Source organism: Streptomyces sp. NPDC056231 (assembly GCF_048270745.1).
In the GTDB taxonomy this organism is placed as follows: domain Bacteria; phylum Actinomycetota; class Actinomycetes; order Streptomycetales; family Streptomycetaceae; genus Streptomyces.
Genome location: NZ_JBLVKW010000034.1, coordinates 1 through 22,328 on the forward strand (window position 1 = coordinate 1; position 22,328 = coordinate 22,328).

Genomic DNA, 22,328 nt, shown 5'->3' on the forward strand with positions numbered 1-22,328 from the left:
ATCTGGGTGTGGCGTCGGGGAACGGCAAGGGGCAGATCTTCGTCAAGGGCGAGGTCATCAAGACGGTTCCGGAGTCGAAGATCGTCGAGACTCTTGTCGAGGAAGCCCTGAAGATCGCCGAGGGCATGGACGGCGCGGGGACACCGTCGGGCGTCCCCGCCGTCACCGTGAGCTGAGGCAGGACCGGAGAGGGGGCCCGAGAGTGACCATTCTGGAGACCATCCGGGGACCGCGCGACCTGAAGGCGCTGAGCGGACCGGAACTCGACGAACTCGCCGAGGAAATCAGGAGGTTCCTGGTCGAGGCGGTGGCCAGGACCGGCGGACATCTGGGGCCCAACCTCGGGGTGGTGGAGCTGTCCATCGCCCTGCACCGGGCCTTCGACTCACCGGTGGACCGCATTCTGTGGGACACCGGGCACCAGAGCTACGTGCACAAACTGCTCACCGGGCGGCAGGACTTCTCGAAGCTGCGCGGCAAGGGCGGCCTGTCCGGCTACCCCTCCCGCGAGGAGTCCGTGCACGACATCATCGAGAACTCGCACGCCTCGACCGTGCTCGGCTGGGCGGACGGCCTGGCCAAGGCGAACAAGGTGATCGGCCGCCCCGACCATGTCGTCGCCGTCATCGGGGACGGCGCGCTCACCGGCGGCATGGCCTGGGAGGCGCTCAACAACATCGCGGCGGCCCGGGACCGGCCGCTCATCATCGTGGTGAACGACAACGAGCGCTCGTACGCCCCGACGATCGGCGGGCTCGCCGACCACCTGGCCACCCTCCGTACCACCGACGGGTACGAGCGCTTCCTGACATGGGGCAAGGACGTCCTGCAGCGCACCCCGGTGGTCGGACAGCCGCTGTACGGGTCGCTGCACGGCGCGAAGAAGGGGTTCAAGGACACCTTCGCCCCGCAGGGCATGTTCGAGGACCTGGGGCTCAAGTACGTCGGGCCGATAGACGGGCACGACATCGCAGCCGTCGAATCCGCGCTGCGCCGCGCGAAACGCTTCCACGGTCCGGTGCTGGTGCACTGCCTCACCGAGAAGGGCCGCGGCTACGCGCCCGCACTGCGGGACGAGGCCGACCGGTTCCACACCGTCGGCGCGATGGACCCGCTGACCTGCGCACCGGTCGCCCCGATGGTGAGTCCGTCGTGGACCTCGGTGTTCGGGGACGAGATCGCCGCGATCGGCGCCGAGCGGCCGGACGTCGTCGCCATCACCGCGGCGATGCTGCACCCCGTCGGGCTGACGAAGTTCGCCGAGGCGTTCCCCGAGCGGGTCTGGGACGTCGGGATCGCCGAGCAGCACGCGACGGTCTCCGCGGCGGGGCTGGCCACCGGGGGACTGCACCCGGTCGTCGCCGTCTATGCCACCTTCCTCAACCGCGCCTTCGATCAGCTGCTGATGGACGTCGCCCTGCACCGGTGCGGGGTGACGTTCGTCCTCGACCGGGCCGGGGTCACCGGTCCCGACGGCGCCTCGCACAACGGCATGTGGGACATGTCCGTGCTCCAGGTCGTGCCCGGGCTGCGGATCGCCGCCCCGCGTGACGCGGAGCGGCTCCGGGAGGAGCTGCGCGAGGCCGTTGACGTCGACGACGCACCGACCGTGCTGCGTTTCCCCAAGGAGTCGGTGGGGGAGCCGGTGCCGGCGACAGGCCGCGTCGGTGCCATGGACGTACTGCACCGCGCCGACGACCCCCACGTCCTCATCGTGACGGTCGGTGTGCTCGCCTCCGTCTGCCTGCAGGCCGCGGACCTGCTCTCGGGCGGCGGGATCCGCTGCACGGTCGTCGACCCGCGCTGGGTGAAGCCGGTCGACGAACAGCTCGCCCCGCTCGCCGCACGCCACCGGTTGGTCGCCGTCGTCGAGGACAACAGCCGGGCGGGAGGCGTCGGTTCGGCGGTCGGGCAGGCGTTGCGTGATGCCGGTGTCGACGTACCGCTGCGGACCTTCGGTGTCCCCGAGCAGTTCCTCGCGCACGGCAAGCGTGCGGAGGTGCTGGCCGACATCGGGCTCACACCGGTCGAGATCGCCGGCCGGATCAGCGGTGCGCTCGCCGCCAAGGAAGCGGCCCAGGGGATTGAGGAGAGCGGGGAATGAAGGACGACGGGCCCAAGGGCTTCGATCTGGCGCAGCTCCTCGCGGAACGCGGGGCCGAGCGGTACGAGCTGCACAAGAAATACCTCAACCACCAGCTCCCGCGGATGCTGCACACCATCGGTTTCGACAAGGTGTACGAGCGGGCCGAAGGTGCCCACTTCTGGGACGGGGACGGCAACGACTACCTCGACATGCTCGCCGGCTTCGGTGTCATGGGTCTGGGCCGCCACCACCCGGTCGTCCGCAAGGCACTGCACGACGTCATGGACGCCTCGCTCGCAGACCTCACCCGTTTCGACTGCCAGCCGCTTCCCGGGCTGCTGGCCGAGAAGCTGCTCACCCACAGTCCGCATCTGGACCGGGTCTTCTTCGGCAACAGCGGTACGGAAGCCGTCGAGACCGCGCTGAAGTTCGCCCGGTACGCCACCGGGAAACCCCGCATTCTCTACTGCACCCACGCCTTCCACGGCCTGACCACCGGCTCGCTCTCGGTCAACGGTGAATCGGGTTTCCGGGACGGCTTCGCACCGCTGCTCCCCGACACCGCTGTCGAGCTCGGCGACCTCGACGCACTACGGCGCGAACTGAGACGGGGCGATGTGGCGGCGCTCGTCGTCGAGCCGATCCAGGGGAAGGGTGTCCACGAGGCGCCGCCCGGCTACCTGCGCGCCGCACAGGAGCTGCTGCACCGCCACAAGGCGCTGCTCATCGCCGACGAGGTGCAGACCGGTCTCGGCAGGACCGGCGAGTTCTACGCGTACCAGCACGAGGAGGGTGTCGAACCCGATCTGGTCTGTGTCGCCAAGGCGCTCTCCGGCGGCTATGTGCCGGTCGGGGCGACCCTCGGGAAGGACTGGATCTTCAAACGCGTCTATTCGTCGATGGACCGGGTCCTGGTCCACTCGGCGAGCTTCGGTTCCAATGCCCAGGCGATGGCGGCCGGGCTTGCGGTCCTGGCGGTGATGGAGGACGAGGAGACCGTCGCGAACGCCCGCCGCACCGGTGATCTGCTGCGCGAGCGGCTCGCCGCGCTCACCGACCGCTACGAACTGCTGCACGAGGTCCGTGGCCGCGGGCTGATGATCGGCATCGAGTTCGGCCGGCCGAGCTCGTTGAAGCTGCGCAGTCGATGGACCATGTTGCAGGCGGCCCGCAAGGGTCTCTTCGCACAGATGGTCGTCGTGCCGCTCCTGCAGAAGCACCGGATCCTCACCCAGGTCTCCGGCGACCATCTGGAAGTGATCAAGCTGATTCCGCCGCTGGTCATCGGGGAGCCGGAAGTGGACCGGTTCGTGACCGCGTTCACAGCGGTGATGGATGACGCGCACAGCGGCGGCGGGCTGATGTGGGACTTCGGAAGAACGCTGGTCAGACAGACCGTCGCCAACCACTGAGGTCGAAGTTGCCTCAGAGGCAAAAAGTTTGCCTCCGAGGCAGGATCCTGGCCCAATAGGTACATGAACTCTCCCCATGGAGGGGTGGCCGACGAGCTGCCCGGCGTCGCGCCGCGCCTGCGCGATCTGCGCCGCCGCCGTGGTCTGACTCTGGAGGCCGCCGCCCAGCACGCCGGGCTGTCCCCGGCCCATCTGTCCCGGCTCGAAACGGGCCGGAGGCAGCCGTCGCTGCCCATGCTCCTCGGACTTGCCAGGATCTACGGTACGACGGTTTCCGAGCTGCTCGGCGAGATCGCCCCCGAACGTGACGCGATCGTCCGCGGTGGCCGGTTCGAGGGGGCAGAGGCCGACGGCTGGATGTACCAGCAGGCCGGCGGGTCCGGCCGGGCGATGCAGGCCCTGCGCGTCCGGGTTCCGTACGGCGCCCAGGGTGATCTCGTGCGGGTCCATCCCGGCGAGGAGTGGCTGTACGTCCTTGCCGGGCGGCTGAGGGTGAGCCTCGGCGACACCGTGCACGATCTCGACCCGGGCGACAGCGCCCACTTCGACTCGCTCACCCCGCACCGGATCGCAGCCGTGGACCGCGACGGATCCGAGCTGCTCTTCGTCCACACCCTGTTGCAGAGCCCCGCCGCCGAGCTGTGCCTCGGCAGCGGTACCCACCATCGCTGAGACCGGCCCGGCCGGTCACCGGAAAGGACTGTCATGTCCGATTCAGAGCACTTCGATCCGCTCACCCCGAGGTCCCAGAAGAACTATGACTCGCAGGAGCGGAAGTTTCCTCGCGGCGTGGTGATCAGGCTGTTCGCCTATCTCATCGCCGGACACATCTTCGCGGCCTTCCTGTACCTGCTCTTCGCGGTGGCCGGAAAGGGCTGACATCGACCGCCGTGCGGTCCGGCTACACCTCTTCGAGGAGCCGTCCGCGCAGCCGCTCCAGGATCTGCGGAGTCAGCTTCAGGCCCTCGGCGAGATAGCGGTCCGTGCTGCCCCAGGTCTCCTCGATGGTGCTGAAGGCCTCGGCGAGGTACTCGGCGCGGGCGTCGAAGAGCGGGCTGAGCAGCTCCATCACCTCCGGCGACATCCCGGTCGCCGAGGTGTCGGTGCGCCGGACCTTGTACCGGCGGTGCGGATCGTTGGACTTCAGGTAGTCGGCCTCGATGGCCTCGCGCTCGACGCCGACCGCCAGCAGCGAAACCGCGATCGAGAGACCGGCACGGTCCTTGCCGGCCGCGCAGTGCATCAGAGCGGGAACGCTGTCCTCGGCCAGGGCGTGCAGCACCCGGCCGTGCTCAGCAGTGCGATCCCTGATGATCGCCTTGTACGAGGCGGTCATCTGTGCCGCTCCCTTGCCGTCGGCAAGGACCGAGCGAAGCTGTGCGATGTCGCCGTCGCGGACCATCCGCCAGAACTCGGTGCCGTCAGCCGGGTCGGAGAGCGGAATGTTCACATTCCGCACGCCCGGCAGCTCCACGTCCGGGCCTTCGAGCCTGTGGTCCGCCGCATTGCGGAAGTCGAAGATCGTGTGCAGCCCGAGGCTGCCGAGGAACGCCGCGTCCTCGTCGGTGGCGTGCGCGAGGTGACCGCTGCGGAAGAGCCGTCCATGCCGCACCCGGCGGCCGTCCACGGTAGGCAGTCCGCCCACATCGCGGAAGTTGCGCACACCTGCCAGTTCGGGTTCCGTCGACGGGACCTGCGGCACCTGCTGCGTCACGGTGTCTCCTGGAGTGTCTGGCGTCGGCGCGGCTCGCCGGCGAGGTCAGTTCCTGCGACGATACGACATTGAATTCTCTGGCCATCCTCTCGGCCGTTTCCTGCTGAACAGCCCATGGAATTCCCCTCGCACGGGCGTTGCCCGGCCGTCGGTCGGCGGTCGATGATGTGCGGAACTGTGGGAATGCGGGGGATGGCATGATCGAGACAGGTGAGCAGGGTCGGACCTGGCTGCTGACCGGGGCGAGCGGCAGCTACGCGCTGCACCTCACCGGCCGGGACGAACTATTGCATCTGCACTGGGGGCCGCGGATCTCCCTCGCGGCCGCCGAGGCCCTCGCTGCCGCGCCCGAGCCGCCCTTCCGGGGCTTCGAGTCGCAGCTGGACGGCCGGGAGGAGTACCCGGTCGAGGGTGGCCCCCGCTTCGTCCGGCCCGCTCTCTCCGTACGCACCCCCGAGGTCCGTGGCACCGAATGGGCGTTCGCCGGGGCCGCCGTGGACGGCGACGAACTCCGTATCGCGTTCGTCGACCCGGTGCAGCAGCTTGCGCTCACGCTGCACTACCGGATGCGGGACGACTCCGATGTCATCGAGCGCTGGGCCACTGTCACCCACACCGGTCCTGACGGTCCGCCGCTGGAGCTGCTGCGCGCCGACGCGGCGGCCTGGGCGCTGCCCGCCCGCGACAGCTGGCGGCTGAGCCACCTGCACGGTCGCTGGGCGGCCGAGTCACAGCTCGTACGGTCGGAGCTGACGTACGGCGAGAAGGTCCTTTCCAGCAGGCGCGGCCACACCGGACACCAGTTCCTGCCCTGGGTGGCGCTCGACGCGGACGGCGCCGCCACCGAGGAGGGCGGCGAGGTGTACGGCTGCGCGCTCGGCTGGTCCGGCTCGTGGCGGATCGCGGTGCAGCAGCTCCCCGACGGGCTCGTGCAGATCACCGGAGGCGCCGGATACGACGACTCCGGGCTGCTGCTGCTCGCACCGGGGGAGACGTACACCACACCGGTGTTCGCCGGACTGTGGAGCGCCGAAGGGTTCGGCGGGGCGAGCCGGTCCTGGCACGCCTGGCAGCTGGCCCATGTCGTCCCGGACGCCGAGAGCCTGCGGCCGGTGCTCTACAACTCCTGGGAGGCGACCGGCTTCGATATCGCGGAGGACCAGCAGCGCGCCCTCGCCGTGCGCGCCGCGGCGATGGGCGTCGAGCTGTTCGTCGTGGACGACGCATGGTTCGGGCAGCGCACCAGCGACCGGGCCGGACTCGGTGACTGGACCCCCAACCCCGAGCGGTTCCCCGGCGGGCTGAAGCCGCTCGCCGACGAAGTGCACGGACTCGGCATGCAGTTCGGCATCTGGGTCGAGCCGGAGATGGTGAACGCCGACAGTGATCTGTATCGCGCGCACCCCGACTGGGTGCAGCACTTCGCTGGGAGGACCCGGACCGAATTCCGTCATCAGCTGGTGCTCAACGTGGCCCGGACCGATGTGCAGAACCATGTGTGGGAGCAGCTCGACAGGCTGCTCTCCAGCGCCCCGATCGACTATGTGAAATGGGACTTCAACCGCTGCTTCACCGATGCGGGCTGGCCGGGCGAGGGCTATCCGCAGAAGCTCTGGATCGCGCATGTGGACGCGCTCTACGCGCTGATCGACCGGCTGCGGGCCGCCCACCCCGGCGTCGCCTTCGAGTCCTGCTCGGGCGGCGGTGGCCGGATCGATCTGGGGATCCTCGCCCGTACCGACCAGGTGTGGACCTCCGACAACACCGACCCGCTCGACCGGCTCGCCATCCAGGAGGGCTTCGGGCAGATCCATCCGGCGCGGGTGATGGCCGCCTGGGTCACCGACAGTCCGAATGTCCAGCTCAACAGCAGGGTCAGTTCGCTGCGCTTCCGCTTCGTCAGCGCGATGGCCGGGGTGCTCGGGGTCGGCGGGGATCTCACCGAGTGGAGTGACGAGGAGCTGGCCGAGGCGCGGAGCTGGGTGGATCTCTACAAGGAAATCCGTCCCGCGGTGCAGCACGGCGCGCTGCACCGGTTGCGTGCCCCACGCGGTGGGCTCAGTGCCGTGCAGTACGTGCACGGCGACGAGGCCGTGGTGCTGATGTGGCTGGAGGCACAGCGGTACGGGGAGCGGCCGCCGGCCCTGCGGCTGCGCGGGCTCGACCCCGCGGCGACCTACACCGACCTGGGCACCGGGGCGGTCCACCACGGTGCTGTGCTGCTGCATCAGGGTCTGCACACCGGGCTGAGGGGGGACCTGGACGCGAAGGTGCTGAGGCTCCGACGTGGTGAACGCCCGTGACGTGTCCGTATTGCGTCTTTTAGCGGAACATAGCCTATTTCTACGGGAGATGATGGCCTCCTCGTGAGCGGGATCATATTCGTGACGGTGTGTGGTGGTGCCAGGGATGGGTATTCCTGACGACGCGCGGAAAGCCAAGATCCGTAATCCACAGAGGGTGACCGGGATTCCGCGCCGATTTCCCGGTGCGGAATCCATTGAGTAATGAGTGGCTTGTTTCCGCTGTCCTCGCTCGCCTACGGTCACCCTCAATCCGGACGGACCGCCAAATCCTGCCGCCGCCCGGAATTCGCACCCACTCACGTGTGGCAGGAGCGGGGGAACCAGGTAAGCCGCCGCCCGGAGAAATCCGGCCGGCTCGGGGTGAAGTCGCGAACTGCGACCGGGCATCTCCAGCCCGAACCCGACAGCTCACCTCGCAGGCGCCGGAGAGGAACTTCTTCATGCCCGCATCGGGTAAGCATCGCCGTACCAAGTCCAGCACGATCGCTCGTGGCGTCGCCGCTATCGGTGCCGGTGGGGCTGTTATCGCCCTTCCGCTGTTCGGCGCCACCGGTGCCCACGCCGCGGAGCAGGCCGCGCCCACCGCGCAGTCGGCAGCCGCACACGCCGCCGAGGCCGCGCCGGTCGTGAAGAAGCAGGCCGAGACCCGGACGTACTCCGTCGTCGGTGGTGACAACCTGTCGAAGATCGCCGCCGAGCAGCAGGTCGAGGGCGGCTGGCAGAAGCTGTACCAGGACAACCGCACGGTCGTCGGCGAGAACCCGAGCCTGATTTTCCCGGGTATGAAGCTCACGCTCGGCGGCAAGCCGGCCGGCTCCGCCGCGACGACGGACACCACGCAGTCCGCCCCGGCTCCGTCGACCTCCTCGGCCGACAAGTCCGCGTCGCAGTCCAAGGCTTCGGACTCCGTCAAGACCACCACGGTCTCCACCTCGGCCGGCCAGAGCAACAGCTCCGGCTACGTCCACCCCGTCCCGGGCAACCACACCACCGCCTACCGTGCCTCCGGCTCCAACTGGTCCAGCGGCAGCCACACGGGTATCGACTTCCCGGTTCCCACCGGCACCAGCGTGAAGGCGATCACCTCCGGCACCGTCGTCACCGCCGGCTGGGGTGGCGCGTACGGCAACCAGGTCGTCATCAAGCACGCCGACGGCCACTACTCGCAGTACGGCCACATGTCCTCGCTCTCCGTCTCGGCGGGCCAGACCGTGACCGCAGGCCAGCAGGTCGGCCTCTCCGGTGCCACCGGCAACGCCACCGGCCCGCACCTGCACTTCGAGATCCGCACCGGCCCGGCGTACGGGTCGGACATCGACCCGATCGCCTTCCTGGCCTCGCACGGGATCTACGTCTGATCCACGGCTGATCCGGTCGGCTCGGTGAAGGGGCGGTGCGCATCGGCGCGCCGTCCCTTTACTTATTCCCCGTTTACCAAAACCTGACCAGGTGGTCTATCTCACCACCCGTCAACCCTTTATTACGGTCGCGTAGGTCACATTCGGCGGTGCAGGATATGCGCTTGTGGCAGACGATTCGAGAAACAATCAACGTGGCGTCATCAACCGGCATGGCGCCATCGGGTCGTACGCAGCGATTGGCGACAGCTTCACCGAGGGAGTCGGAGACCCCGGCCCGGACGGAACCTTCGTCGGCTGGGCGGACCGTTTCGCGGTACTTCTCGCGGACCAGCTCCCGGACCCCGAAGCGGCTACGAGCCCCGAGGGCTCCGCGCATGGAATCTTCCGGTACGCCAATCTCGCCGTACGCGGACGCCTCCTCGACCAGATCGTCGAGGAGCAGGTACCGCGCGCCAAGGAGCTCGCGCCCGATCTGGTGAGCTTCTGTGCGGGCGGCAACGACATCATCCGGCCCGGCACCGACCCCGACGACGTGGCCGAGCGCTTCGAGCGCGCGGTCGCCGAGCTCACCGACTCGGTCGGCACCGTCCTGGTGACGACCGGCTTCGACACCCGCGGCGTTCCCGTCCTGCGTCATCTGCGCGGCAAGATCGCCACGTACACCGCCCATGTGCGCTCCATCGCCGATCGCTACGACTGCCCGGTCCTCGACCTCTGGTCGCTGAAGTCCGTGCAGGACCGGCGGGCCTGGGACGACGACCGGCTCCACCTGTCGCCCGAGGGGCACACCCGGGTCGCGCTGCGCGCCGCCCAGGTCCTCGGCCTCGATGTGCCGGCCGACCCCGACCAGGAATGGCCCCCGCAGGCACAGCGCGGCACGCTGGAGGTCCGGCGCGACGACATCCACTGGGCGCGTGAGTACCTGGTTCCGTGGATAGGGCGGCGCCTGCGCGGCGAGTCCTCCGGCGACCACGTCGAGGCGAAGCGGCCGGACCTCCTGCCGCTTTAGGGCGTCATCTGCCGGACGGGCCCGTTCCCCTTCTGCCTCTCGGGGGCTTCAGGCCGGTCCGGCGACGGGGGACACCGGCAGGAACCGGCGCCCCGAGGGCGCCGGTATGTCCGGGCGTCGGGCCGGTATGCGCTCCAGGACGCCACCCGCGAAGACGTCGTACAACGGCAGCGTCTCCAGATGCACATAGCCGATGTGGCAGTCGCAGACGCTGAGCGGGCAGGCCCGCGGACCGAGCGCGCGCCGGTAGCTGCCGTCGTACAGGTTGCCGAGCTCGGCCGGGACGAAGTGGCAGCGGCGCACCGTGCCGTCGCCGTCCACCGAGATGACGGACTCGCCGGTCCGGCACGGCATGCCTGCCGAGCGGTGCGGGTGACGGCTGTACGGGAACAGGGGGTCGAGGGTCGTCCAGCGGTCCGCCTCCTCGTCCGTGTAGCTCTGCCCCTCAGCGGCATTGACCCAGAGATAGACCTCGTCGGGCAGGTCGGTACGGAGCCGCCGCGCCTCGTCGACATGCTCCTCGAGACCGACGACACCGACGCTGTACCGGACACCGAGAGCGGACAGCTCCCGGCACCTGGCGAGGAAACGGTCGTACGGTGTCTGCCCCGGGTGGTACGTGCACCACAGTGCGATCTTGTCGCGGTCGGCTCCGCCGGCCTCGGCCAGCCACCGTGTACGACCGCTGAGATTGGTCTGGATCGCGACCCGGCCGATGTGCGGCAGCTGCGCCAGTTCCACCAACGCGCGGCGGTACCAGGAACGGACCAGCCCTTCGCCCCACGGTGTGAACAGCACCGAGATCCTGTCCCCGGTCTGCGCCGCCGCCCACGCGGTGAACCGCTCCAGCGCGGCGCGGTCGGCACGGAGCTGCTCCGGGCTGTCGCGCCGCTTGGCGAACGGACAGTACGGGCAGTCGTAGTCGCACGACGCCAGGGGACCCCGATAGAGGATCGTCAGATCCATGGGAGTGCTCACTTCGGTTCGTACGCGGCCATCGCGGCCCGTACAGCGGGGGAGAACAGTTCGGGACCCAGCGCGTCGGAATGGGCGAGCCCCTCGGGCGAGAGCCGTAGCAGCCCGGACGCCACGGCGGACCCGTCCAGCCAGCCCCGCGCCTCGAACCGGTCCAGCTCACCTGGGAAGTCGTCACCGGGAGCGGTGCCGAACCGCTCGCGGTATTCGGCCAGTTGCAGCCCCTCGGCCTGAAGAAGGGACTGCAGAAGGTGGCGCCTGCGCGCCTCGTCGCCATCGACATACCGCCCCACTTCCGCGCGGGAGAAGTCCTCGGTGGCGGTGTAGCTGTCGATGATCGCCCGCACTTCGCGCATCTCCACCGCGTAGTCGAAGGAGTAGTGCAGCCGGCTGGTGTACGAGCGTGCGCCGCAGCCCAGCCCGATCATGCCGTCCGTCTGGCACGCATAATCGGCGGGGCCCTGCTGCGGGGCGTCGGCGCGGCGGAACATCCGCATCGACACCTGCTCGTAGCCGTGGGCGAGGAGATGTTCCCGGCCCGCCCGGTACAGCCGGAGCCGCTCATTGTCCCAGGCCTCGTCCGCTGCTGCTTCGTCGCCGAGCCGGCCCAGGCCGGTCAGCGGGCGCACGTACAGCGGATAGAGATACAGCTCCTCCGGCAGCCAGGCGAGGGCCGCGTCCAGCGAGGAACGCCAGCTGATCTCGGTCTGTCCGTCGATGCCGTAGATCAGGTCGATGTTGAGGACCGGGATGCGTGCGTCCCGGATCCGGCCGAGCGCCGCCTCCACATCGGCGCGGCGCTGGGGACGGACCGCCGCGCGTGCCTCGGCGTCGACGAAGCTCTGTACGCCGATGCTGATCCGGGTCGTCCCGCGGTCGGCGAGGACGGCCAGCCGGTCGGTCGTTGCGGTCGACGGCGAGGTCTCGACCGACAGCGGCACGGACCGCAGGTCGGCGCCCATCCGCTTCTCCGCGATGTCGCAGAGCCGCTCCAACTCGGCGGCCGTCAGGAAGGTGGGGGTGCCCCCGCCGAACGCCGTTGCTGCGAACCGCACCGGCTCGTCGTCACCCAGTGCTTCACGCACGGCGGTGGCCTGCCGGTCCAGTGCGTCGAGATAGCGCGTCGTCAGCTCGTCGGGGGCGCCGATCCGGGTGAAGAGGTTGCAGAAACCGCAGCGGACCTCGCAGAACGGTATGTGGAGATAGAGCGAGAGCGCGTCCTTGCGTTCTCCCGCCCACAGCTCGCGCAGCGCGGGACGGCCGACGGGATGGCCGGTGAGCGGGCGGTACGCCGTCTTGTGCGGATAGGCGTAGACGTAGCTCTGGTACGGGCGGACGGTGTGCGGACTGGTCATCGTGCGGTGGCCCCCGGTTCCAGGAAGAAGTGCGCGTACGGAACGGTCCAGACGGACTCGTGGCCGAGCCGGTGACCGGTGTAGCCGTCGTCCCCGTACGCCGTGCCGTGGTCGGAGCAGACGATGGCGAAGCAGCGCCGACGGCTGCTTGCGGCGGCAAGGAGCCGACCGATGTGTGCGTCGACGTACTCCAGGGCGGAGGCGTGCGTGGCGCGGGAGTCACCCGACTCGCGGGTGGCGCCGGGCTGGTGGAACCAGTTGGGCTGGTGCAGCGCCGACACGTTGACGAAGAGGAACAGCCGTTGTTCGGCGGGAAGCCCCGCGACGACCTGCTCGGCCCGTGCCACCTGGGCCTCGAAGGAGGTGGGTGACGCGACGCCGAACTCGGGTTCCCAATGGCTCTCCTGGAACATGGCCGGCAGCACGGAACCGAGCGGGCCCTGCCGGTTGAAGAAGCCGACGCCTCCGATGCACACCGTGCGATAACCCGCCCCGGCCAGAGCGGACACCAGGTCCGGGGTGTCGAAGACGAAGGTCCGGGAAGCGGTGGTCTCACTGCCCGCGAAGCGTGCCGCGAACAGCCGGGGGTGCGGGCCGGGGGCGGCGGGCGTCGGCAGGAATCCCGCGAAGATCGCCTGGTGCGAGGCATAGGTGAAGCTGCCCGGGGCATGCCGCTTCTCCCAGATGCCGCCCGGGAGATGGCGGGCCAGATGCGGGATGCGTCCGGCGGCGGCGAGCTCCGCCGCCACGTCGTAGCGCAGGGTGTCGAGGGTGATGAGGAGCAGATCGTGACTGCCCACGATCTCGCTCATGTCCGGATTCCCGGCGTGTTCCGAGGGAGCGGCGTCCGCGTCGCGGATGTCGGCGGCGGACTGTCCGGCGTCAGGGGGTGGCGCTTGCACGGTGGTTCCTTGCTCTGTTCAGTACGGCGACGACCTGCGTCGCGTAGGTGTCCAGGCCCTCGAAGCCGCTGCCGGGCATCCCGGTCAGGCGTGGCAGCAGGTCGCCGAAGGCGTTGACCTCGCCGACGGCGAACCGCCGCCAGCCGGTCGCGGGCAGCAGATCGACGGCCACACACAGCGTGTCCGGGAAGCAGGCAGCGGCGCGCTCGCACACGGCCAGGGCCTCGGACCAGCTGCCGCCTGCCGCCTCGATGGCCGCGCGGACCTCGTCGAGGCTTCCGCGCTCGCCGCCGAGGTGAAGATTGGTCATGGGGGAGTGGCTGGTCCTTACGACGGCATGGGTGGCGCGGCCCGCCACCACCAGGACCCGCAGGTCGGCCGAGCGCCCACGCTGCGATGCCTTGGGCAGCCAGCGCTCGATGTGCAGCCCGTCCGGTGCGAGCGCGTCGACGATCGCCGCCACCTCGCGCTCCGTCGTACAGCGGCGCACCCGCAGCGAGTTGAAGAGCCGTCCGGACGTGTCGCGTTCCACCGACGTGGTCGCCCGCACCCGGCCGGGACCTGCCGTTTCCACGGCCAGCACCCCCGAGGCGGACGAGCCGTGCGCGAGCTTCACGAAGGCCCGTGGCATCCGGTGCTGAGCCAGCCGCTCGCGCACATCCGCCCAGTCGCGCACCACGGGCGCCGCAGCGCCGGAGGTCGGCGAAGCCGGTACAGGGACCCCGGCGCCGTCCAGCACGGCATGGCACAGCCGCTTGTCGAACAGCACGGCGACATCGCCCGGGGCGTCGAGCAGGGCCGCTCCGGCCGCGTCGGCCGCCCGTGCGACCGTCCGCACCGCTCCGGTGAACCGGGTGTACCAGAGGGCGGTGCCCTCGACCCTCGTCGGATCGTCCACCGACCGCAGCAACCGTTCTACCTCGGCGTCCTCACCGGGCGAGTCCATCCGTACGGTCTCGCCCGGCCGGAAAACGGCCTCGCCGCCCAGGACGTCCAGCCAGGGCACCACACGCGCGGCCGGCAGCCCGGCGGCGCGTACGGCGTCCCGGAAGAGTGTGACCCGGCGGTTGCCGGGAACTCCCACGACGGCGAAGCGCACCGCCGGGCCGCCCGCCCTACTCGCTGACTGCGACATAGCGCTCGTCGTCTTCATCCGGATCCCAGTACTCCACCTCGTCCGCTTCACCGTTCACCCGGTCGGCACCGAGCAGTCCCCTGAGACGGTCCAACCACGGGTCACTCATGTAGTGGTGATGCAGATCCAGCGAGGTCAGGTGGGTGAGCGGCTGGCCCGCGAGAAGCGCCTCGGCTCCGAGGTCGCCGAGCGTGCCCATCGCCAGGGAGAGCGATTCCAGCTGGGCGACAACCGGGGCGGACGCCACCGCGGCCGCGATCTCGTCCTGGATCTCACTGTTCTGCAGACCCAGATGGCGCAGGTTCGGGAACGCGGCGCCGGAGAGCAGAGGCGCAAGGTCCTCGACCGTCGCGTCCCCGCCGTACTCGGCGACGCCGAGCCAGAGTTCGAGGTGCTCCAGCACGGGCAGTTCCGACGCCCCGACCGCCCGCACGACGGCCGATGGAAGGCCGCCGGACTCGAACCGCAGCGAGGTGAGCGCCTCGTGCCGCACCGGCTGCAGATCAAGGGTCTGCCGGTCGGCCATCGGCTCACCGCAGCCGCGCACCGTCAGCTCCTGCAGCTGTCCGAACGCCTCGAGCACCGGGGTGATGTCGGCCATCTCCAGCCACGAGAGCTCGCACTCCTCGCTGACGACATCGGCGAGGAAGAGCGCCCGCAGGGATGGGAACCGGTCCGCGTGGCCCGCCAGCAGGTCGACGACGGGGGCGAACGGCTCGTACTCCTCCTGCCACCACGGGCCGATCAGCAGGGCTCGCACCTGGGTGGTGTCGACCGTGTCGAGGAAGTGCTGCCACAGAGCGGCGAACGTCACGCTGCCCTGCCAGGCGCTCTCCAGCCGCCAGGCGACCGCATCCGCCGCCGGAAGCGGACCGGTGCGCGACAGGCCGGGGCCGGGCAGCGTGAGGACCGGCAGGCCGTGGAACGTCTCGGGATGGTCGATGTCGGTCATCGAGCGTCACTCCGAAACCGCGGTGTAGCGGCCCTCGGCCCCGCGATCACCCCATGGTTCCTCGCGTTCGGACACATCGACCTGCACTCCGTGCGGTTCCAGCGCCTCCTTGATCCGGCGCTCCATCGGCGCGGTGAGGAAGTGATGGTGCAGATCGAGCCGGTCGAGGTGGGTCAGCGGCTGGCCTTCGAGCAACGCGGCCGCGCCCTCGTCGCCCAGCGTCCCGTGCGACAGATCGAGGGTGCGCAGCTGGGCGACGACAGGGGCGCCCGCGACGGCCGTCGCGATCTCGTTCTGCACCTCGCTGTTGCGCAGACCGAGGTGGCGCAGACGGGGGAAGCGCGAGCCGGAGAGCAGCGGGGCCAGGTCCGCGACCTCGGTGTCGCCGCCGTACTCGGAGACACCGAGCCAGAGATCGATCCGCTCCAGCGCGGGCAGCTCGCTGTCCAGAATGCCGCGGATCACTCCGGCCGGCAGCCCGCCCGTCTCGATGGTCAGCGAGCGCAGCCGCTCGTGCTTCGACGGGGAGAACTCCAGGTCCGTTCCGCCGCGCACGCCCAGTTCCAGCAGGCCGGGGAACGCCTTCAGCAGCGCGGTGACGTCGCACTGCTCGATCCAGGAGATCTCGTTCTCCTCGGCCGTCATGTCGCCGACGAAGACGGCTTCCAGCGAGGGCAGCCGGTCGGCGGCGGCGATCACGAGATCGATCGGGTAGGACGACTTCTCCTCGTACGACTCGCCCCACTGACCGATGATCAGGGCCCGCACGCCCGCAGGGTCGACAGCAGCGAGAAATGCCTGGAACGCCTCCTCCCAGGTCATCTCGGACTCGTCGTCGTACGGGTCGACCGCGATACGCCAGGCCGCGGCATCGGCGGCCTGCGCCGGGGCTTCGTTCGTCGCGTGCCGGAAGTCGACGGCCGGCAGGCCGAGCAACTCGTGCAGATGATCCACACCGGACATGACCCTGAGCTCCTGAGACTGGGGGACGGCTGATGTCCGCAAGGTTTATCAAGCCCCACTGACAATGCGGCGGGCGGGGGAGCGGTTGTGACCGATTGTCAGACCCTCCCCCTAGCGTTTTCTCCAGGGTCGGCACAGCGGGTGTCACCCTGGAGGGGAGACGTCTGTGTACCGGCAGGGCGATGTACTGATCGTGCCGTTGGACGAGTCCGAGGTGCCCGCGCACCTGGCCGACGCGCCGGGGGAGCCGAGGGACGCCCGCGGACGGATGGTGCTCGCGCTGGGCGAGGTCACCGGTCATGCGCATGCAGTCCAGGGGCCCGGCCGGCTGATGCGCGAGGCGGGCGCCTTCGGCCCGATGCTGCTCCATCTGCCCGACGGCGGGCGGGTGGTGCATGAGGAGCATGCTGCGATACCGCTGTCGAAGGGCTGGTACCGCGTCGTGCGCCAGCGGGAGTACGCACCGGGTGCGGTCCGCATCGTCGCGGACTGAGCCGGCCGGTCCGGGCAGGCAGCGAACAGCAGAGATCCGAGAGTGGACAGGGGACGGGGACAACCGATGCAGTACGTGGACTCATGGCGGGCCGTGGCAGCGGCGACGGGTGCGGCGGACCGGGGAGCGGCCGAGGACGGGGTCCGCCTCGCCTACCGCAGCGCGGGGCTGGCCGAGCCGGAACAGATTGTCTGGGCCGACTCGCCGAAGGCGGCCGTCGAGGCGGTCGGGAAGCTCGTCGACGCGGGCCGCTCCGTGCGCGACGAGGTGCGGACCCGCCCATGGGCGGAGGAACGGCGCCGGATGTACGACGAGCTGGGCCCGGCAGGCTGGTCCTCTCTCTGGTCGGCCACGGGCGCCCAGCTCTGGGAGACCACGGCCGCGCTCGCCGAGCGGATACGGACCGGTGTCGTCTCGGCCCTCGCCGCAAGCCTCGAGGACGAGTCGGATGTACGCCTGGTGCTGCTCGACGCGGTCCTCGGCCAGCACGACGCGGCGTGGCTCGCCGCGTTCGACGGCCGCGGGGACCGGCTCGTCGGCCTGGCGGAGGTGGCCCGGCACGCGGGCTGGTGGTGGCCGTACGAGCGCACCGTGGTGATCAGCGAACGCCCGGAGACGCTCCACCGCGACGAGGCCGGCCGGCTCGACCGCGGGGACGGCCCTGCCCTTTCGTACCGCGACGGGTTCGCGCTGTACGCCTGGCGCGGCATGCCCGTTCCCGCCGAGTTCCTCGCGGAACTGGCGGCCCTGACCCCTGAGCGGATACGCGAAGAGGGGAACGCGGAGCTGCGCCGCGTCATGCTGGAGTTCTACGGCTACGACCGCTACCTCACCGAGTCGGGCGCCGAGCCGGTGCACCGGGACGAGACGGGCGTCCTGTGGCGGATCGCACTGGACGGCGACGAGGACGTGGTGATGGTCGAGGTGGTCAACTCCACCCCGGAGCCCGACGGGACCCATCGCACATACTGGCTGCGGGTACCGCCCTCGACCCGCACCGCGAAGGACGGCGTCGCCTGGACCTTCGGCCTGGACGCACAGGCGTACGCGCCTCTGCGTCAGACCTGATCGGCCGACAGGGCGGAAGCAAGCGAAGGAGGCGGAGCGGCCGGCCGGGTCAGGCCGTCAGCGCCGCGTGGTCGATGCCCAGTTCGCGGGCGAGTGCCTCGTCGGTCCACGCCAGCATCGTGGCCCGGGAGAGCGGACCGGCGTACGACGTCATCTGGACGGCCAGGCCGTCCAGCAGCGCGGTCAGTCGCCAGGCCACGGACATCGGGTCGTCGCAGTGGAACTCACCCGCGGCGGCGCCCTCTTCGATGACCTCGGCCAGCTCCGACTTCCACTGCTGGTCGAGATCGCCGGCCACATTGCGCAGCGCCGGGTCCCGGAGCGAGGCCGCCCAGCCCTCGATCCACAGCCGCCAACCTTTGGCCTGCCCGGTCGGTGCGTACCAGCGGACGGCGGCGCGCAACCGCCGTACCGCACTCGTGCGGTGGCTCAGGAGCTTGCGCAGATGGGCGAGGTCCGCCTCGGCCGCATGTGCGAAGGCGGCTGCGACCAGCTTCTCCTTCGTCGAGAAGTGGTAAAGCACCAGGGCGTTGCTCACGCCGAGCACGGAGGCCACATCGGCGATCCGTACCGCCGCGACACCTCGCACCTCGATCTGTTCGACGGCAGCGCGGAGCAGCTCCTCGCGTCGTTCCTCCACGCTCAACCGCACTCTGGCCACGGCGTCACCCTAACCAATGCGCCGGTCCCGGACGGGCCGGGGGCGGGGCCGCATGCGGCCCCGCCCCCTCTCACCACCTGTCACCTGGGGGCTTCGGCCCCGGTCAGCACCAGATATCGGCGCAGCCGGAGTTGTACGCGTCGATCAGGGTCTCCGTCAGCGAGGCACCCGAGGTGTCCGTGACGGCGGTGCGCAGGTCGACCTTCGCGGTGCCCACCGCGGGCACCGTCACCTTCCACCTGCCGTCGGCCGTTCGCGCCGCCTCGGCCTGCTTCCAGTCGGTGCCGTCCGTCGCGTACCAGACCTTCAACGAAGCGATGGCAAGCGCCCGCTGACTGCCCTGCGCGGTCAGTCCGACCGTGTAATCGAGCGGCTTCCCGGCATCGGCCGCGTTCTCGCCGGTCAGCGGCAGCCGGTAGTCGAGGTCGAGCAGCCGGGCCGCGGCAGCCGACTTCTCGTGACCGGAGCGGAACCGCCACTCGCTGGTGATCCGGGTGCCGAGCATCCACGTGACCGGATCCGGTGATGTGCGGGTGGCGTCGACCGTCAGCCGGTACCAGTCGTCCTTGCGCGGCAGGTCGAATGTGGCGCGGCCCGGTGCATCGTTACGGGCCAGCACCTTCCCGTCGTCGTCCGCCAGGACCGTGCTGCCGGTGTCCGCCCCCGGCGCCGTCTCGGCACGGTGCCCGGCCGCGTCCGAGAACACCGGAAGCGCCACATTCAGCTTGTCGCCGTCCCGGGTGATCTGCGCCGCCCCGGCCTGTTCGCCGAGCGCCGGGTTGAAGGGCGCGGACATCCAGTCGTCCCGGTAGTCACCGCCCGCGCGGTACACGGTGGCCGGGCCGACGAGCGTCCCCAACGGGTAGACGAAGTCGGAGACGTCGTACTGGTAGTGGAAGGTCGCCGTCGTCCACGCGACGTCCGGGCTGTAGTAGAGCGTCTGCTCCGACGGCGGCCGATAGCGGGTGGACTGCTGGTTGAGCGTCAGCCCGTGCCATGTCGTCCAGGCGTACATGCCCTTGGGGTCGCTCGGGTAGCCGTGCGTGCGCTGCACCGTCGTCACCCTGGCCAGATCCGACCGCCGGTCGAACCAGTCGGCGCCCGCCGGGACCCTGCCGTCGACCGAGTGGTGCAGGAAGTAGGCGTCCGCCGAGGTGCTGATGCCGTCGAGCGTCAGCGTCAGCGGCCCTGCGGCCAGCCGTGCCCGCAGGGCGGGCACACTGGCCGTGTCCAGCCTGAGCACCGGTGTCGGCTTGTAGACCGAGAGTCCGTAGCCGACGTACACGATGGCGGCCGTGCCCGCGTCCGTCAGCTTCTGGTAGAGCGCGTTGTTGAACGCGGTCTGGCTGGTGGCCGGTGTCCACAGGACGATCTTGCCCTTGAGGTCCATGGCCGCCGGGTCGGTGTCCACCCCGGTGCCGATGTCGACGACCTCGCCGGTGGCCGTACCCAGCCAGCTGTAGATGCTGTACTGGGAGAGCAGCAGCCTCAGCGCGTCGGCCGAGGAGCCGGGCTCATGCGCGTCGACCTCCCGCTGCTGCCAGCTCAGCTCGCCGAAGAAGGTGAGCCCGTCCAGCGTCCCGCCCGTGGAGGGCACCGCCTCCACGCGGTACTGGCCGGCGGAGCTCGGTGCGACCAGCCCGGTGTCCGCGGCATCCGTGCCGGAACCGACCCGTGACGCGATCCCGGTGGCCGACTGCAGCGACACCCGGGCGGACCCGTCGTCGACACCGATCCTGACGGGCTCTGCGCCCTTGGTGTCCAGTGCGAGAGTGCTGTTCCGATCGAGCGTCACCCGGTGGGCGAAATGGATCGCCGCGGTCCCGACGACCGTGTTGCCCACGGTGTCGTACTCCCAGGTGTGCCCCAGGACGCGGTAGCTGCCGCGCGGCACCGTCACCGTCCTCGGCTTGGTGCCGTCCAGCCCGATCAGCTGGGATGCGCCCGTCTTCTCGTTCTGCAGGACCGCGCCCGTCGAGCTGCGCTCGGCGCCTTCGCGCGGTGCGGGGCCGGTCAGGGTGAGGGTGTACGTTTCCGGATCGGCCTCCACGGAGACGGGCACCGTCGCCCTGCCGCGCCCCGGCCAGGTTGCGGTGACCGCTCCGCTGTACGTCGTTCCCGCCTCGACCTGTGACGGATCGAGGACGACCTCCGTGACCGCGGACGACCGGGCGGGCACGGTCACGGTCTCCGCGCCCACCCGGATCGCCCGGCCGGGCCCGGCGGACAGCCGCAGCTTCACGGGCTTGTCCGTGGTGTTCGTCCAGGTCACGTCGTGGCTCTGCGGTGCGGCAGAGGCGTTCGGGTACGTGGCGTGGGCGGCCAGCGCGGTGGGTTCGGCGACCACCGTGGTGTCCAGTGCGGCCGGTACGTCGGTGAGACCGGCCCCCGTGTCGTTCACCGTCGCACCCGCCACCGGGGCGGCGCTGCCGACCAGCGCGGACTTCAGCTGAGCCCCCGTCCAGTCAGGGTGGCGCTGGGCCAGCAGGGCCGCGGCTCCCGCGACATGCGGGCTGGCCATCGACGTACCGGAGAGCGAGGCGTACTGCTCGGTGACGGCCGCGTCGTCCAGCGTGCCGGCTGCGCGGGCGGCCACGATGGCGCTGCCCGGTGCAGAGATCTCCGGCTTGACCGCGGGCCTGCCCTGGCGCGGTCCGCGTGAGGAGAACGCGGACATCTCACCGGACTTGGTGACCGAGCCGACCGTCAGTGCGGAATCGGCGGCGCCCGGCGCGCTGATCGTACGGTCGCCGCTGTTGCCCGCGGCGATCACGAAGAGCGTGCCGTGCTCGGCGGAGAGCCGGTCGACCGCGGCGGAGAGCGGGTCGGTGCCGTCGGAGGCCCGGTTCGATCCGAGGCTCATGTTGACGATCCGGGCGTCCTGGTCCACGGCCCACTGCATGCCGGCGAGGATCCAGGAGTCGTAGCCGTAGCCGTCGTTGCCGAGGACCTTGCCCTCGACGAGCTCTGCGCCCGGCGCGACACCCGCATACCGGCCCCCGGATGCGGCACCGGATCCGGCGATGATCGAGGAGACATGGGTGCCGTGGCCCTGGAGGTCCTGGACGTCGCCGTCCTCGGTGAAGTCCTGCGAGGCGGTGACGGCCTTCTTCAGGTCCGGGTGGGTGCGGTCGTAGCCGGTGTCGAGGACCGCGACCTTGGTGCCCCTGCCGGTGATTCCGGCGCGGTGAGCCGTGTCCGCGCCGATCTGCGGTACGGACCGGTCGAGAGTCGCCCGTACCCTGCCGTCGAGCCAGACCTTCCCGATGCCTTCGCTGCGGGCCCTTGACGCCGTGCCGAGCTGCTTCCACACGGTGCCGGCCGACTTCTTCGGCACGCTCAGCGCCGTGGTGCGTGCGGTGCGAAAGGCCGCGGCGACGCGGGCACCCTTCGGCGCGTCGGGGCTCGCGGCTGACGGTGTGTCGCCGCCGACCAGGACCCGCAGGGTGTCGGTGCTGCTGTCGGCGTAGCCCGAGGCGACCAGCTCGGTCACGTCGAACAGCCGCTGATCGACGCGGCCCTGCGCGATCTGTCCGACGGCGTCGATCGGCACCGCGTACTCGTGGCCGTCCGCCCGGAACCGCGTGAAGCCCATGCCCTCGCGGCCGGAGCCCGGCACGATCGAGCTGATCTGCACGGCGCTCCCGCTGCCGGAGTACGTCACCACGTCGCCGGTCAGCAGCGTGACGGTGCGGGCCGCGCCGCCCGCGGCCGGTGATGCGGCCGGGTCGGCGAAGGCGGGGGCATTGTCGGCGGCGGCAGGGAGTGATCCACCGGCAAGGGCGGCGGCGAGCGCCGTGGCGCAGGCCGCCGCCCATCTGGTCCGTCTCATTCTCACCTCGTGAACTCGTGTGTTCCCAGGGGGTGGTGAGGCGAGAGTGTCAGGAGCACGGCGGCGCGGGGGCGGTCGGTGCTGGCGGAAAGCTGCCATGGCAG

The 22,328-nt window shown here is 70.3% G+C and carries 18 protein-coding genes, 1 pseudogene and 1 riboswitch; of the genes and pseudogenes, 10 read left to right on the forward strand and 9 right to left on the reverse strand.

The genetic code is table 11. The annotated features are described in order from the left end of the window. From ACNPQM_RS24265 to ACNPQM_RS24285, 5 genes and pseudogenes are all read left to right on the forward strand, one after another. Window positions 1–176: pseudogene (locus tag ACNPQM_RS24265) on the forward strand (4-hydroxy-3-methylbut-2-en-1-yl diphosphate synthase); the annotation flags it as partial. A gap of 26 nt (window positions 177–202) precedes the next feature. Continuing rightward, window positions 203–2,104: a 1-deoxy-D-xylulose-5-phosphate synthase gene (dxs, locus tag ACNPQM_RS24270; protein ID WP_418085704.1), complete on the forward strand. Its 1,902-nt coding sequence runs from the start codon at window positions 203–205 to the stop codon at window positions 2,102–2,104. After that, window positions 2,101–3,498 carry an aspartate aminotransferase family protein gene (locus tag ACNPQM_RS24275; protein ID WP_418085705.1) on the forward strand — a complete coding sequence of 466 codons (1,398 nt, stop codon included), beginning with the start codon at window positions 2,101–2,103 and terminating at the stop codon, window positions 3,496–3,498. Before dxs ends, ACNPQM_RS24275 begins: the two co-directional genes overlap by 4 nt. 63 nt (window positions 3,499–3,561) lie before the next feature. Continuing rightward, the gene (locus ACNPQM_RS24280; RefSeq protein WP_418085706.1) at window positions 3,562–4,170 is read left to right on the forward strand and encodes a helix-turn-helix domain-containing protein; all 609 of its coding nucleotides are present in this window, start codon (window positions 3,562–3,564) and stop codon (window positions 4,168–4,170) included. Between the two features lie 33 nt (window positions 4,171–4,203). After that, window positions 4,204–4,377: a DUF6126 family protein gene (locus tag ACNPQM_RS24285; RefSeq protein WP_418085707.1), complete on the forward strand. Its 174-nt coding sequence runs from the start codon at window positions 4,204–4,206 to the stop codon at window positions 4,375–4,377. A 22-nt stretch (window positions 4,378–4,399) separates the two neighbouring features. Here ACNPQM_RS24285 and ACNPQM_RS24290 read toward each other — a convergent pair whose 3' ends face one another. Then, the gene (locus ACNPQM_RS24290) at window positions 4,400–5,212 is read right to left on the reverse strand and encodes a tyrosine-protein phosphatase (protein WP_418085708.1); all 813 of its coding nucleotides are present in this window, start codon (window positions 5,210–5,212) and stop codon (window positions 4,400–4,402) included. A gap of 197 nt (window positions 5,213–5,409) precedes the next feature. Between ACNPQM_RS24290 and ACNPQM_RS24295 the strand changes: the two genes are divergently transcribed. The 3 genes from ACNPQM_RS24295 to ACNPQM_RS24305 all read left to right on the forward strand — a co-directional run bounded on the left by ACNPQM_RS24295 (window position 5,410) and on the right by ACNPQM_RS24305 (window position 9,888). Beyond that, a complete protein-coding gene (locus ACNPQM_RS24295; RefSeq protein WP_418085709.1) occupies window positions 5,410–7,515 on the forward strand; it encodes an alpha-galactosidase in 2,106 nt (701 codons plus the stop codon). A 282-nt stretch (window positions 7,516–7,797) separates the two neighbouring features. Next, a riboswitch (cyclic di-AMP (ydaO/yuaA leader) is annotated at window positions 7,798–7,955 on the forward strand. Between the two features lie 3 nt (window positions 7,956–7,958). Then, complete coding sequence (locus ACNPQM_RS24300) at window positions 7,959–8,876, forward strand: M23 family metallopeptidase (RefSeq protein ID WP_418085710.1); 918 nt, start codon at window positions 7,959–7,961, stop codon at window positions 8,874–8,876. Between the two features lie 166 nt (window positions 8,877–9,042). Continuing rightward, window positions 9,043–9,888, forward strand: a complete 846-nt coding sequence (locus ACNPQM_RS24305; protein ID WP_418085711.1) for an SGNH/GDSL hydrolase family protein — start codon at window positions 9,043–9,045, stop codon at window positions 9,886–9,888. Between the two features lie 48 nt (window positions 9,889–9,936). On the opposite strand, the gene ACNPQM_RS24310 is transcribed toward ACNPQM_RS24305, so the two are convergent. The 6 genes from ACNPQM_RS24310 to ACNPQM_RS24335 all read right to left on the reverse strand — a co-directional run bounded on the left by ACNPQM_RS24310 (window position 9,937) and on the right by ACNPQM_RS24335 (window position 16,170). Beyond that, window positions 9,937–10,854, reverse strand: a complete 918-nt coding sequence (locus ACNPQM_RS24310; RefSeq protein ID WP_418085712.1) for an STM4011 family radical SAM protein — start codon at window positions 10,852–10,854, stop codon at window positions 9,937–9,939. Window positions 10,855–10,862: 8 nt separating this feature from the next. Next, a complete protein-coding gene (locus ACNPQM_RS24315) occupies window positions 10,863–12,218 on the reverse strand; it encodes an STM4012 family radical SAM protein (protein WP_418085713.1) in 1,356 nt (451 codons plus the stop codon). Beyond that, window positions 12,215–13,030 (reverse strand): STM4013/SEN3800 family hydrolase, encoded by an 816-nt coding sequence (locus ACNPQM_RS24320; RefSeq protein ID WP_418085756.1) that lies wholly within the window; start codon window positions 13,028–13,030, stop codon window positions 12,215–12,217. The genes ACNPQM_RS24315 and ACNPQM_RS24320 overlap by 4 nt, the downstream gene beginning before the upstream one ends. Window positions 13,031–13,100: 70 nt before the next feature. Further along, entirely contained in the window at window positions 13,101–14,255 is a 1,155-nt protein-coding gene (locus tag ACNPQM_RS24325) for an STM4014 family protein (RefSeq protein ID WP_418085714.1), read from the reverse strand. Further along, a complete protein-coding gene (locus tag ACNPQM_RS24330) occupies window positions 14,236–15,207 on the reverse strand; it encodes an STM4015 family protein (RefSeq protein WP_418085715.1) in 972 nt (323 codons plus the stop codon). Before ACNPQM_RS24330 ends, ACNPQM_RS24325 begins: the two co-directional genes overlap by 20 nt. Window positions 15,208–15,213: 6 nt before the next feature. Further along, a complete protein-coding gene (locus tag ACNPQM_RS24335) occupies window positions 15,214–16,170 on the reverse strand; it encodes an STM4015 family protein (protein WP_358861905.1) in 957 nt (318 codons plus the stop codon). A 166-nt stretch (window positions 16,171–16,336) separates the two neighbouring features. Between ACNPQM_RS24335 and ACNPQM_RS24340 the strand changes: the two genes are divergently transcribed. Next, the gene (locus ACNPQM_RS24340; protein WP_358861906.1) at window positions 16,337–16,663 is read left to right on the forward strand and encodes a hypothetical protein; all 327 of its coding nucleotides are present in this window, start codon (window positions 16,337–16,339) and stop codon (window positions 16,661–16,663) included. A gap of 66 nt (window positions 16,664–16,729) precedes the next feature. Beyond that, window positions 16,730–17,731, forward strand: a complete 1,002-nt coding sequence (locus ACNPQM_RS24345; protein ID WP_418085716.1) for a DUF6745 domain-containing protein — start codon at window positions 16,730–16,732, stop codon at window positions 17,729–17,731. Between the two features lie 49 nt (window positions 17,732–17,780). Here the strand turns inward: ACNPQM_RS24345 and ACNPQM_RS24350 are convergent, their stop codons facing one another. Together ACNPQM_RS24350 and ACNPQM_RS24355 are read right to left on the reverse strand one after the other, a co-directional pair. After that, on the reverse strand, window positions 17,781–18,392 hold the full coding sequence (locus ACNPQM_RS24350; protein ID WP_418085717.1) for a TetR/AcrR family transcriptional regulator: 612 nt from the start codon (window positions 18,390–18,392) through the stop codon (window positions 17,781–17,783). A gap of 103 nt (window positions 18,393–18,495) precedes the next feature. Further along, entirely contained in the window at window positions 18,496–22,224 is a 3,729-nt protein-coding gene (locus ACNPQM_RS24355) for a S8 family serine peptidase (protein WP_418085718.1), read from the reverse strand. Window positions 22,225–22,328 lie beyond the last annotated feature (104 nt).